Genomic DNA, 12,502 nt, shown 5'->3' with positions numbered 1-12,502 from the left:
GCTGACGCCTGCCGGCCGGTCAGACGGCGGGCGGCGTCCAGCCGAAGCGCGGCGGGCGGCGCTCGTTGATCGCGGCCACGCCCTCGCGGGCCTCGCCGCTGTCCCGCACCTGGGCGTGCCACCAGGCGAGCCGGTCGGCGTCGGCGCGCCCGTCGACGATCTCCTTCGCGGCGGTCACTGTGAGCCGGGACCGCTCGGCGACCGTGGCGGTCAGCGCCGCCACCCGCCCGGCCAGCTCACCGGCCGGCAGCACCTCGTCCACCAGGCCGATCCGCAGCGCCCGCTGGGCGTCGACCAGCTCGCTGGTGAACAGCAGGTGCTTGGCCGCCGACGGGCCGACCAGCGCGGCCAGCCGCCGCGTGGTCGGTGCCGGGTAGACCAGGCCGAGCCGGGCCGGGGGTACGCCGAACCGCGCGTCCGCCGCGGCCAGGCGCAGGTCGCAGGCGACGGCGAGCTGACAGCCGCCACCCACGCAGGCGCCCTCGATCGCGGCGACTGTGGGGCGGCCGAACGCGGCGAGCCGTTCCTCGGCGGCCACCGCGATGCTGCCGTCACCGGCTGCCAGCAGCTCGTCCAGGTCGCCCAGATCGGCGCCGGCGCAGAACGTGCCGCCCGCGCCGGTGAGGACCAGCACCCGTACCGCCGGGTCCGCCTCCAGGCCGTCTAGCAGCACCGGGAGCTGCCGCCACATGGCCGGGGTCATGGCGTTGCGCCGGGCCGGGTTGTGGATGACGACAGTGGCCACCGGGCCGTCCAGGGTGACTGTCAGTTCCGCGTCGGACATGGGTCCGACCGTAACGGCCGGGGCCCGCCGACCACCCGCGTGGGGTGGCCGCCGGGCCCCGGGAGCGGCGGTCAGGTCAGGAGACGTTGATCGCGGTGTCGTCGATCACGAACGAGGTCTGCAGCGAGACGTCCTCGGTGCCGGTGAACTTCAGCGTGACGGTCTGCCCGGCGTACGCCGCCAGGGAGAACGACTTCTGGCTGTAGCCGCTGGCCTTGTTCAGGTTCGAGTAGGTCGCCAGCGTGGCCAGCACCGAGCCGGACGAGTTGAGCACCTGCACGTTCAGCTTGTCGTACTGGACGCTGGTGGTGCTCTCGGCCGAGTCGATGTGCAGCCAGAACGAGAGGTTGTACGCGGAGCAGCCGCTCGGCAGGCTCACCGACTGCGACAGCGTGTCGGTGCGGGTGCTGCCGTAGCCGTTCAGCCACGCGTTCCACGTACCGGTGCGGGTCGGCTGGCCCTGCGAGCCGTACTGGCCGATCACGCCGGAGGTGGTGGCCCAGACCGTGTTGCCGGACTCGAAGCCGGGGTTGCCGAGCTTCTGGCCGGCGCCGGTGCAGCCGCCGCCCGTGCCGGTCACCGTCAGCGAATACGTGGCGGTCTTGGTGCCCGACGCCGCGCTGCCGGTGACGGTCACCGAGTAGGTGCCGGTCGGGGTGCCGGAGCTGGTGGAGATGGTGAGCGTGGACGAGCCGCCCGAGGTCACCGAGGCGGGGCTGAACGACGCGGTGGCGCCGGTCGGCAGGCCGGACGCGGAGAACGTCACGGTCTGCGCGGTGCCGCTGGTGGTGGACGTGCCGACGGTGGCGGAGGCCGATCCACCCGCGGTCACCGACCCGGAGGTCGGCGAGAGCGAGACGGAGAAGTCGTTACCGGTCGAGCTGCACGGAGCGTCGTTGCCGGCCACGTTCACCGCGGTCCACGCCGCCTGGACGGTCTTGTACTCGGTGGAGCAGTTGCCGTACAGGTCGGTAGCGGCCCGCAGGGTGTACGCGCGGGCGGTGTTGGCCGGGTTGCTGGTGTTGACGTACGAGGTGTTCGAGGTGAAGTACACGTCGAGCGCCCGGTACCAGATCTTCTCCGCCTTGGCGCGGCCGATGCCGGTCACCGCCGGGGCCGAGCCGCAGACCGGCGAGGTGCCGTACGCGGTGGCGCCGGTGCCCTCGGCGAGGTTGAAGAAGAAGTGGTTGCCGACGCCGGAGGAGTAGTGCACGTCCTTGTTCTTCGTGCTGGTGGACCAGCAGGAGTCGGACGAGCCGTCCAGCGACGGGTTGTACATGTAGCGCAGCGGCGTACCGTTGCCGTTGATGTTGATCTTCTCACCGACCTGGTAGTCGCCCGGGTCGCTCGGCGCGGCGGCGTAGAACTCCACCATGTTGCCGAAGATGTCGCTGGTGGACTCGTTGAGGCCACCGGACTCACCGGAGTAGACCAGCCCGGCCAGCGCCTCGGTGACGCCGTGGCTCATCTCGTGACCGGCCACGTCCAGCGAGACCAGCGGGCGGGAGTTGCCCGAGCCGTCGCCGTAGGTCATCTGGGAGCCGTCCCAGAACGCGTTGACGTAGTTGTTGCCGTAGTGCACCCGGCTCGGCACGCCCTGGCCGTTGCCGAAGATGCCGTTGCGGCCGTGCACGTTCTTGAAGTAGTCGAACGTCTTGGCGGCGCCGAAGTGCGCGTCCACGGCGGCCGACTGCCGGTTCGAGGTGGCGCCGTTGCCCCACGCGTTGTCCGCGTCGGTGAACGTGGTGCAGGTGGAGGTCCCGTTGTTCATGTCGCAGGTGCGGCCGTTGCCGCGCACCGGGTCGATCATCTGGTACGTGCTGCCGGAGAGCGTCGTGTCGATGGTGACCGAGCCGCTGTAGACGCCCTGGCCGGTGCCGGCCACCGTCTCGATCTCGTCGTACGAGCCGATCACCTTGCCGGTGGTGGCGTCGGTGATGACGTGCAGCTTCGACGGCGTCTGCTTGTCCGCCTTCCAGCCGGTCGCGACGGTCTCCCAGGCGAGGCGGCCCTTGCCGCTGCTGGCGTCGACGAACAGTTCCGGCGCGCCGACCGAGGTGAGCGACCCGGAGAACGTCTTGCGGGCGCTGGCCTTGGCCGCGTCCGCGCCGACCTTCGCGGTGGTGCTCAGGGTCAGCGGGGCGGACAGGCTGACCGACGCGCTGGTCAGGGTGCCGTTCGGGGCGGTGTGGATGACGAAGTCACCGCCGTACACCCGGAGACCCTGGTAGGTCCGGCTGTACCGGGTGTGCGCCGCCCCGGAGGGGTCGACCTTGGTGCGGACGGCCTGGTAGGCCTCACCGCCGGCGCCCTGGACGACGCCGGGGTTGGCGCGCAGCAGGCTCGCGGCCTTGGCTGCGGCAGAGGTCTCGGGGCTGGGGGCGGTTGGCGCTGCCGCTTGCGCCGAGGTGGTGACGCAGGCCAGCACGCTGCTGGTGAGCAGCGCTGCGCTGACGGCGGCGACGGATCTTTTCACGGGCCCTCCTGGAAGGCGAAGTTGTGACGGGGGTAGTCACTGATGTAGATATAGCGATACATCGAAGAACGTGAAAGAGGCTGGCGAGATCCCGCCTGAGACATTGACCGAACGGATGAGGAGGACCGGTGGGCCGGAACCGGGTGGTCCCGTCGCGCGTCCGATCGGGTATGAGAGCTGCCTCCGCCGCGGCGGCCGTCGCCGCCCTTCTCCTCCCGCTCGCCGGCTGCGCCCGCACCGACGCCCCACCCGTCCTCACGGACGGACCCTCGCCGCTGGCCACCGAGGTCGTGCTCGTGAAGTCGGGCGGCATCGCCGGGCTGTCCGACACCGTCCGGGTCGAGCCGGACGGCCACTGGACGAGGACCGACCGCGCCGGTGCCTCCCGCGAGGGACAGCTCGCCGCGGAGAAGCTCACCCGGCTGCGGCAGCTCGCGGCCGACCCCCGGCTCGCCGCCGAGGCCGCCGTCACCGTGCCGCCGACGATGTGCGCCGACGCGTTCACCTACCGGCTCACCATCGGACCGAACCAGGTCGGCTACGTGGACTGCCCGCCGGAGACCACGCCACCGGCCGTCACCGCGCAGGTGGTGGACCTGCTCAACGGCGCCACCGGCTGACCGGCCCGTCAAACCCGTTCCGGCTGTGACATCGGCCTATGGCCGGGGCGGGCCGGCCGCGCCAGCATGGAAGGCATGACTCGCGCACTCATCGCCCTGACCAGTCACTCCGAGCTGGGCCGCACCGGCCGCTCGACCGGCTACTACGTCGGCGAGGCCGCCGAGCCGTGGGAGGTGTTCCGGGCCGCCGGGTACGACGTCGACCTGGTCTCCGTGGCCGGCGGGGAGCCGCCCGTCGACGGGCGGGACGAGAACGACAGCACCCAGAACGACTTCCTCGCCACCGCCGGCGTCACCGACACCCCGAAGGCCGCCGACGTCGACCCGGACGGGTACGACGTGATCCTCTTCGCCGGTGGTCACGGCACCATGTGGGACTTCCCCGACGACCCCGACCTGGCCCGGATCGCCCGCTCGGTCTACGAGCGCGGCGGCGTGGTGGCCGCCGTCTGCCACGGCCCGTCGGCGCTGGTGAACCTCACCCTCACCGACGGCTCCCGGCTCGTCGCCGGCAAGCGGGTGGCCGGGTTCACCAACAGCGAGGAGGCGGCCGTCGGTCTCACCGACGAGGTGCCGTTCCTGCTCGCCGACAAGCTCGGCGAAGCGGGCGCGCAGCACGTGCCGGCGCCTGATTTCACCGAGCACGTGGTGGTCGACGGGCGCCTGGTGACCGGCCAGAACCCGCAGTCCGCCCGCGCCGTGGCCGACGCCGTGGTGAAGCTGATCGCCTGAGTCAGATCCGGTAGTCGTCCGGCAGGCCGGTGGCACGCAGCTCGGGCGGCAGGTGGGCGACGTCGTTGAACGCGATGAGCGCCGGCGGGCCGCCCGAGCTGTAGCGGATCACGGTCAGCCCGCAGTTCTGCTGGTTCAGCCCGATCCACCGGCGCGCCGGCGCGTCCACCGCGTGCAGTACCAGCCACGCGACCAGGAAGTTGTGGGTGACGACCAGCTCGCGCACGTCACCCTCCGCGGGAGCGGCGGCGAACCGCGCCACCGACTCCGCGGTCACGCGCGGTCCGTCGCGCCGCTCCCGCTCGGAGAAACCGGCCAGGAACGCCGCGTACGACTCCGGCAGGCCGGCCGGGTCGGTGTCGTGCGGCATGTGGTCGCCGGCGCGGTCGTCCTCGCGTACCGGAACACCCGGCAGCGACGCCGCGACCAGCGCGGCGGTCTCCGCGGCCCGCCGGGCCGGCCCATGGTGTACGGCGGCGAAGCGCGTGCCGCGCAGCCGCTCGCCCAGCAGCGTCGCCTGTCGGCGGCCGCGCTCGGACAGTCCGGTGTCCGCCTCCTCCTCCGGCCGGTCCTGCTCGCCGTGACGGACCAGGTAGAGCAGGCGGCTGGGCATCGGCACCTCCACGGTCGGGGACCGCGAGACTAGCCCGCCGAGCGCCGCCCGGGTGGCCCGCCGGTCACGGGTGCTGGTGCATCTGCCCGATCCGGATGCGGTTGCCGAACGGGTCACGGATGCCGAAGTCGATGCCGTACGGCCGGTCGGTCGGCTCGTCGGTCACCTCCACGCCCTTCGCGACCAGGTCCGCGTACGTCTTGTGCGCGTCGTCGGTGGTGAAGAACAGGAAACCGCCGGCGGCGCCCTTGGTGAGCAGTTCCCGGACCTGCTCGGCCGTCTTCGGGTCCAGAGCCGGCGGACCCGGCTTCTCCAGCAGGATCTCCCGGCCCGGGTCACCCGGCACGTTCACGGTGAGCCAGCGCATGAAACCGAGGTCCTGGTCGGTGCTGACCTCCAGGCCGAGCTTGCCGACGTAGAAGTCGAGCGCCTCGTCCTGGTCGAGCACGTAGATCTGGGAGCGGGAAGTCGAAGTCATCGTCATGCCGACGACGCTAGAGCAGCGCCCCGACCTGCTGCTTATCCGAAACTGCGCAGTCCCGCCGTCGAGCCACCTCGCCCGAGTTGCGTCGTTTGTCCGCGCGGGGACACCGCCCGGACATCCGCTGTTAACGTCCCCGTGACATAAGCCGGGGGTTACACGATGCAGCTGATGGTGGCCTGGGCCGCGACCGGGGCGTTGCCACAACCGCGCCTCGATGCCGCCGTGGCCCGGTTCGACAAGGCCGTGGCCGACCTCGTACCCGAAAGCTGGCACCGCCGGCGCTTCGGCGGCACCGACTGGGGCGTGCTGGTGCTGCACCCGGCCGATCCGGGCGGATACCGGTGGCCGCCCGTCGCCACCGACGGCCCCGTCACCGCCGTCTCCGTGGGCATCCCGGTAGGGGCCGACGGCGACGACCCGGTGACGCTCGCCAACCGCCTGCTCACCGGCGAGGACGTGCACCGGGACGTCGTACCGCCGTTCGCGCTGCTCGCACTCGACCGCGACCGTCTCGCCCTGCAACAGGACTGGCTGGGCATGGCCCGGGTGTTCACCGGCGCGGCCGATGGGATCACCGCCTGGTGCACGCGGCCCGGTCTGCTCGCCGACTTCCTGCACGGCGAGGCCCGCCCCGACCCGGCCGGCTGGACGTCGTACCTGCTCACCGGCCATTTCGGCGGCGACCTCTCACCGCTCGCCGGCATCCGGCTGCTCCAGCCGGGCGAGCGGGTCACCGGCCGCCGCCGCGCCGACGGCGGCTGGCAGCTCACCACCGAGATCCGGTACGCCGCCGACGACGTGGTCCGCAGCGGCCTCGCCGACCGGGACCGGCCGACCGACGAGCGGCTGGACCGGGCCGCTGACGCGTTGACCCGATCCGTCGCCGGCCTGCACCGGCTGCACGACGGCGAGGTCACGCTCGGTCTCTCCGGCGGCAAGGACTCCCGGCTCATCGCCGCGACGCTCGTCGCCGCCGACCGTACGCCGGACCTGGTCACCAACGACGACACCCCCGCCGAGGGCGACGTGGCCCGCGAACTGGTTCGGCTCCTGCGGGACCGGCGCGGCCTGGAGCTGCCGCACCGCCTCACACCCGCAGCGCCGCCGGAAACCGTCCTCGGCACTGGCCTCCGGGACCGGGCGCGACGGCTCGCCGCGCTGCACGACCACCAGTTCCCGTCGACCTACCTGACGCGCCCGGCGGCGCGGACCCGGCTGCCGGACCAGGTACGCCCGCCGAGCCTCACCGGAGCGGCAGGCGAACTGGTGGTCGGCTTCTGGTATCCCCGCCCCGACGCCGACCCGGCGCCCACGCCCGAGCAGGCGGCCATGAGCAAGTTGCTGGCGGCCGTGCCGCGCGGGACCACGACGTCCGAGGCGCTGGCCGCCGAACGCGACCGCGTCACCGCGCTGACGGCCCACGCCAGAGAGCTGGGCCTACGCGACGAGCACCTGATCGACTACGTCTACCTGGTCGAGCGGATGCGCCGCTGGTGCACAGCCGCGTACACCACGGGCATGGTCACCCCGTTCCTGGCGCCCGGCTTCGTCGCGGCCAGCTTCGCGTTCACCGCGGCCGAGAAGCGGGCGCGACTTCCGCACACCGCGCTGATCGCCCGGCTCGTACCGGAGTGGGCGGACGTGCCGTTCGTCAGCTCCGCCACCGGACCGTCCCGCGCCACCCGGATCTGGGAGGGCGACGGCGTCGCCGCCGTGGCCGACCTGCTGGACACCGTCCACGGGCCGCTCACCGAGCTGATCCGGCGTCCGGCCGTGGAGCGGGAGCTGCGTACCGCCGCCCGGGGCGGCCGGCCCGATCCGCGGGTGCTGGCCCAGTTCACCGCGCTGGCGGTCGCCTCCGAACGGCTGGAACCCGACTTCACCGGGCCGTCGACCGGCGCCACCTACGAGCGGGTCACCGCGCCGCCGCGCCCGCGTACGTCACCGGAGAGCCGGCTGGCCGGACTGCGCTGGCTACGGCGGACCCGGCTCGGTGACCGGCTCTGGGTCATGGTGCGGCGGCAGGTGCGGGGCCGCTGACCGCGGCGGCTGGCTTCTTGCCCTCCGTGGCCGGCTTGGCGGCGGTGGCCGGCTTGCCTGCCGTGCTGCTCGGGCGCATCCAGGCCTTGGTGAAGCAGCTCGGGACGTCGGCCGGCGCGGCCTTTCGGCGCCGGTAGGCCGACGGCGACTCACCGACGATGCCGTGGAACGTCCGGCTGAACGTGCCCAGGCTGCCGAAGCCGACCAGGTGGCAGATCTCGGTGACCGGTTCGCCGGTGCACGCCAGCAGGTACATGGCGCGTTCCACCCGTCGGCGTTGCAGGTAGCGGTGCGGCGTCTCGCCGAAGGTGGCCCGGAAGGTGCGGATGAAGTGCGCCTCCGAGACGTGCGCGATCCGGGCCAGGGCGGGGATGTCGAGCGGCTGCGCGTACGCCCGGTCCATCGCGTCGCGGGCGCGCAGCATCGCCCGGTTGGACTCCTCGACCGCGCGACTCATCGCTGGTCAGCCTACTGCGCGTGCCGCGCCCCGCACCGTCTACGGCTGGTCCAGGAGACTCTTGGTCATGATGTGCTCGCGGCGCACACCGTCGGGCATCAGGCCGCCGACTTCGCCCGTGTCCCGGAAGCCGTTGCGCAGATACAGGTCCCACGCGTTGGGGTTGCCCTCCGCCACGGCGAGCCGCAGCGTCCGCGCGCCTGCCGGCCGGGCCCACTGCTCGACCTCCCGGACGAGGTGGTCGCCCACGCCCCGGCCGCGTCCGACGGGTGCCACGTACATCGAGATCAGCTCGACCACCCCGTCCTGCTCGGTCGGCATCCCGCTGGCCATCCCGACCGGTTGCCCGTCGAGCATCACCACGACGTTGTACGAGCCGGGGACGGCCAGCCGCCCGCGCCAGCGTTCCTCGCGGTCGCCGTCGCCCTGCCAATCAGCCAGTCGGGCGCCGAAGGCGTACCCGGCCTCGGCGAGCGCGGCGAGCCGCAGTTCCCGCCACACCTTCCAGTCGTCCTCGCCGAGGACGCGCGTTTCGAGCATGCGGAGAGGGTGGCGCAGGCGTGCCGAGCAGGCAACCGGTATCCGGCAACCGTGACGATCGGGTGTTGTCGAATCCCGCCCGAGTCGGGTCTAGCCTGAAGTCGGCAGACTCAGCCAGGTCGAAGAGGGCACGGACAGTGCCCAGCGGGGAGAAGACATCGTGGAACGCGTGACGGGCATCGGCGGCGTCTTCTTCCGCGCCCACGACCCGGACCGGATCAACCGCTGGTACGCCACCCATCTCGGGGTCGAGCTGGCACCGGAGTCCTACGACGTGTCCTCCTGGTGGCAGAAGCCCGGTCCTACCGTCCTGGCAGCCATGTCGGCGGACTCCGAGCACTTCGGCGGCCCCGAGCACTCCTGGTCGCTGAACTTCCGCGTCGTCGACCTGGACGCGATGGTCGACCAACTGCGCGATGCGGATATCGACGTCGAGGTGGACCCCGAGGAGTACCCGAACGGCAGGTTCGCGAGCCTCAGAGACCCAGAGGGCAACATGATCCAGCTCTGGGAGCCCGCGGGGGCCGACGCCCGTGGGCCCGCCTGACCCCTCGCGGGTGTACCGTCAGGTCGCTGCTGACGGAGCCGGGCGTCCCGCGGCGACATCGGCCCCGGAACGCCTTGTGGAACTGGAGCCCCCGGCCGGGATCGAACCGGCGACATCTCGCTTACAAGCTCTGTGCACCCCGTCCGCACACGTCCGGCAACGGCTGTCTACTCGGAGCTTCGTCCGCGCCAGCGCTCATCGAACTCCTCTCGTCCGATGCCGTTGCTGTCAGCGTTGCTGTCGACAGCCGCCGTACCGCCGGCCATCCTTGCCGAACCTCACGCCAGCGCCAGCGCCCATCAAAGCGCCGCCGTCCGTCGGACTTGCCGTCATCACCGTAGGGCGGTGTGGCACACCGCACATGAGCCGCCAGCACTCGTTCGATCACGACCAGTCGAACTGATGATCGAATCATCACAGATGAGTGTCATGCCTGGGGACTGGTGCCAGGGCACCTATAGGCTGCAGCGATGATGGGCGAGGGAGGAAGCATGGAGAGCGCGCCCATCCGGGCAGCGGAGTTCTTTGCCGGGATCGGTCTCGTCCGAACCGCGCTTGAGCGCGTGAAAGGCGCTCAAGTGCAGGTGGTGTGGGCAAACGACATCAAGCAGGCAAAGTACGACGCCTACGCCGCCAACTTCCCAGGCGCCGAAGATCACTTCATCGTCCGCGACATCCGCAAGGTTGAAGCTTCGGACCTGCCAGCGGGGATCGAGCTAGCGACGAGCAGCTTCCCGTGTATCGACCTATCGCTGGCTGGGAACAGGCGCGGCCTAGTCGGCGAGCAGTCGGGGATGTTCTGGGAGTTTTCCAAGATCATGAAGGGCATGTCGCCCCGACCATCAGTGATCCTCCTCGAGAACGTTCACGGCTTCGCCACCAGCCACGGAGGCGAGGACCTTGCAGCCGCATTGGCCAGCCTGTCGGAGCTGAACTACTCCTTGGACGTGCTTGCGATCGACGCCCGGCACTTCGTGCCGCAGTCTCGGCCCCGGATGTTCATTGTCGGCATCCAGAAGGACAAGCTGCCGAGCCAAGCCCGGCATGGCGTCCCACCAGTCACCGACGCACGTCCCGCTTGGGTGCAAGCCATCCATGAAAAGCACCGCCAGACGCTAGATATGCACTACATCAATCTCCCCGCCTTGCCGGAGGGCCCGCCGGACCTAGACGGCTTCGTGGAGACAGACGTCGCCGCGAACTTGTGGTGGAGCGAGGACCGCGTGGACGCCTTCGTCAGCTCTCTCAGCCTCGTTCAGAAGACTCGCTTCGACGCCCTTCTCGCAGCGGACACCATCAGCTATCGAACTGCCTACCGGCGCACTAGGCAGGGCGTCGCAATGTGGGAGCTCCGCAAGGACGGCATCGCAGGGTGTCTGCGGACCACCGGAGGCGGATCAAGCAAGCAAGCATTGGTCCGGCTAGGCAAAGGCAGCAAGGCGATCCGGTGGATGACACCACGCGAGTACGCCAACCTCATGGGTGCCCACGATTACAAGCTTCTCGCCGGCACACCGAACCAGCAACTGTTCGGTTTTGGCGACGCCGTCGTGGTTGACGTCATCGAGTGGATCGGCAACAACTATCTCCTGCCGGTCCTACGGCCAGCCAACGCGAATGAGTAACCCTTATTGGCACGATTGAGAACCCGATGAGGCTACCCCCCACACCGCCGCCGTCATCAGCCTCACGTGCCATGAGGTCAAACAGGAGCTCTGACACAAAGCCAGAACTGGCCCTCCGGCGACAACTCTTCCATCGAGGGCTGCGCTACCGAGTCGGCTATCGGATCTCGCTCCCGCAACGCACAGTCCGGCCAGACGTTGTCTTCACGCGCCATAAAGTGGCGATTTTTGTGGACGGTTGTTTCTGGCACGGATGCCCGCTGCACTGCCGGATGCCGTCCGACCCTAGCGGATACTGGCACCAAAAGATCGACCGCAACCGTCAGCGGGACATACTGGTTGATGATCTGCTGCGCGCTGCCGGGTGGACTGTCATCCGCGTCTGGGAGCACGAGCCAGCGAACGATGCCGCGGAGGCCATCCACGCTGCACTGGTTCGAGCAACGAGCACCTAGCGCGCGGCCGTCGCCCTGGGTCAGCAGTCCCGGTGGCGGATCTTGACGTATCGGCGAGGGCACCCGAGGCGCCGCGCCGGTCAGGTTGCCGACACTCGCCCGCCGGTCACAACTCGAACGCGGACTCCTGCAGGGAAGACCGGCTCCGCCGACTCTCCCTGTCGTCCGCGTCCCACACGGCGGGCAAGGCTAGCCCTTAGACTCCTGCCCCGGATCATGGACGGGCGAGAAGGTCGAGGTGTACCCAGTGGCTAGTCGTGGCGTGGCGTCATACAACGAGCCGGAACACGAGCCTCCGCCGAAGGCTTCGCTGCCGACTAAGTTCGTCCAAGGCTTCCGGCTGTTGCTGAAGGACGCAATGAGGTCCGTGGACAGTGCCAGCGGCAAGCGGCTGGGCAGTTGCATCGGCGTATACGGCTTCTACGACTACGATGCGGAGCCGATCTACATCGGGCAGACGTGGGAGAACTTCGGAACCCGCATCGGCAGACACATGACGGGCCAACGGAGCGACACCTTGGCGTATCGGATCCTCGACCCCTTCGAGGTCGCGGAACTGGAGTTCTGGCCAACCGAGCACCTACGCACCGACCCCGACAAGCGGGCGAAGCTCGACGCGATCGAGTACTCGGCGTATCGCCAGGCAATCGACGAGTCGAAGTACCGTGCGATCTTGAACGAGAAGATCCCACCAGTCTCCGAACTCGTGAATCTGCCACGTTCGTATCGCTTCACCCTGGTTCCGGACGACTTGCGAGAGGATCGCGAGCACCCAGACGTTCGTATCGCCCGCCGCGCCGAGACCTTGGCCAGGGTGTCCGCCGTCGCCCACGAGCGTGGCGAGGTCTCGGCCGGCCTACGACGCGTCATCGTGATTCAAGCGGTCCGTCTCGCTGACCTGGCGGCTGCCCGGCTAGCGTATGCAGAGGGCCGAGCCAGGCCATCTCCTGACGCGATCGACGTACACAAGCTAGTCGGCAACGTCCTTCAGGAGTCGGATGCTGACGATGCGTCCGACGACTAGTGGCGTGACCACGAATGTTCATGATGTTGGTTGACACGAGACCTACCGGGGCGGCGACCAGGCCGAGACAAGCCATATAGGTCCGCCCAAGCCCGGCAAAGCGCC

13 protein-coding genes are annotated in these 12,502 nt (G+C 70.1%); 7 read left to right on the top strand and 6 right to left on the bottom strand.

Annotated elements, in window-relative coordinates:
• Positions 1-19 precede the first annotated feature (19 nt).
• Both FHX31_RS32290 and FHX31_RS32285 read right to left on the bottom strand, forming a co-directional pair.
• Positions 20-784 (bottom strand): enoyl-CoA hydratase/isomerase family protein, encoded by a 765-nt coding sequence (locus FHX31_RS32290; protein ID WP_030272070.1) that lies wholly within the window; start codon positions 782-784, stop codon positions 20-22.
• 76 nt (positions 785-860) lie between these two features.
• Positions 861-3,260: a M4 family metallopeptidase gene (locus tag FHX31_RS32285; protein WP_123111460.1), complete on the bottom strand. Its 2,400-nt coding sequence runs from the start codon at positions 3,258-3,260 to the stop codon at positions 861-863.
• Positions 3,261-3,430: 170 nt separating this feature from the next.
• On the opposite strand from FHX31_RS32285, the gene FHX31_RS32280 reads away from it, so the two are divergent.
• Positions 3,431-3,880 carry a hypothetical protein gene (locus tag FHX31_RS32280; protein WP_184977718.1) on the top strand — a complete coding sequence of 150 codons (450 nt, stop codon included), beginning with the start codon at positions 3,431-3,433 and terminating at the stop codon, positions 3,878-3,880.
• A gap of 75 nt (positions 3,881-3,955) precedes the next feature.
• Positions 3,956-4,612: a type 1 glutamine amidotransferase domain-containing protein gene (locus tag FHX31_RS32275; RefSeq protein ID WP_232236698.1), complete on the top strand. Its 657-nt coding sequence runs from the start codon at positions 3,956-3,958 to the stop codon at positions 4,610-4,612.
• Position 4,613: 1 nt separating this feature from the next.
• Here the strand turns inward: FHX31_RS32275 and FHX31_RS32270 are convergent, their stop codons facing one another.
• Together FHX31_RS32270 and FHX31_RS32265 are read right to left on the bottom strand one after the other, a co-directional pair.
• Positions 4,614-5,225: a histidine phosphatase family protein gene (locus FHX31_RS32270; RefSeq protein ID WP_184977717.1), complete on the bottom strand. Its 612-nt coding sequence runs from the start codon at positions 5,223-5,225 to the stop codon at positions 4,614-4,616.
• Between the two features lie 64 nt (positions 5,226-5,289).
• Positions 5,290-5,709 (bottom strand): VOC family protein, encoded by a 420-nt coding sequence (locus FHX31_RS32265; RefSeq protein ID WP_013288900.1) that lies wholly within the window; start codon positions 5,707-5,709, stop codon positions 5,290-5,292.
• 159 nt (positions 5,710-5,868) lie between these two features.
• On the opposite strand from FHX31_RS32265, the gene FHX31_RS32260 reads away from it, so the two are divergent.
• Entirely contained in the window at positions 5,869-7,749 is a 1,881-nt protein-coding gene (locus FHX31_RS32260) for a hypothetical protein (RefSeq protein WP_184977716.1), read from the top strand.
• On the opposite strand, the gene FHX31_RS32255 is transcribed toward FHX31_RS32260, so the two are convergent.
• Together FHX31_RS32255 and FHX31_RS32250 are read right to left on the bottom strand one after the other, a co-directional pair.
• Positions 7,718-8,206, bottom strand: coding sequence for a helix-turn-helix domain-containing protein (locus tag FHX31_RS32255; RefSeq protein ID WP_091330670.1), 489 nt, complete (start codon positions 8,204-8,206; stop codon positions 7,718-7,720). The two genes, FHX31_RS32260 and FHX31_RS32255, sit on opposite strands and share 32 nt — an antisense overlap.
• Positions 8,207-8,245: 39 nt before the next feature.
• Positions 8,246-8,746 carry a GNAT family N-acetyltransferase gene (locus FHX31_RS32250; protein WP_184977715.1) on the bottom strand — a complete coding sequence of 167 codons (501 nt, stop codon included), beginning with the start codon at positions 8,744-8,746 and terminating at the stop codon, positions 8,246-8,248.
• Between the two features lie 160 nt (positions 8,747-8,906).
• Here FHX31_RS32250 and FHX31_RS32245 point away from each other — a divergent pair, with 160 nt between their 5' ends.
• The 4 genes from FHX31_RS32245 to FHX31_RS32230 all read left to right on the top strand — a co-directional run bounded on the left by FHX31_RS32245 (position 8,907) and on the right by FHX31_RS32230 (position 12,397).
• A complete protein-coding gene (locus FHX31_RS32245) occupies positions 8,907-9,293 on the top strand; it encodes a VOC family protein (RefSeq protein WP_013288904.1) in 387 nt (128 codons plus the stop codon).
• A gap of 491 nt (positions 9,294-9,784) precedes the next feature.
• Complete coding sequence (locus tag FHX31_RS32240) at positions 9,785-10,918, top strand: DNA cytosine methyltransferase (protein WP_402881474.1); 1,134 nt, start codon at positions 9,785-9,787, stop codon at positions 10,916-10,918.
• A 26-nt stretch (positions 10,919-10,944) separates the two neighbouring features.
• Positions 10,945-11,373 carry a very short patch repair endonuclease gene (locus FHX31_RS32235; RefSeq protein ID WP_184977714.1) on the top strand — a complete coding sequence of 143 codons (429 nt, stop codon included), beginning with the start codon at positions 10,945-10,947 and terminating at the stop codon, positions 11,371-11,373.
• A gap of 262 nt (positions 11,374-11,635) precedes the next feature.
• Positions 11,636-12,397 carry a GIY-YIG nuclease family protein gene (locus tag FHX31_RS32230; RefSeq protein WP_402881471.1) on the top strand — a complete coding sequence of 254 codons (762 nt, stop codon included), beginning with the start codon at positions 11,636-11,638 and terminating at the stop codon, positions 12,395-12,397.
• The last annotated feature ends 105 nt before the right edge of the window (positions 12,398-12,502 follow it).

The sequence above is a fragment of the Micromonospora sp. CNZ286 genome (genome assembly GCF_014207755.1).
Note: the sequence above shows the minus strand (reverse complement) of the source record. Positions and strands in the feature narration are given on the sequence as shown.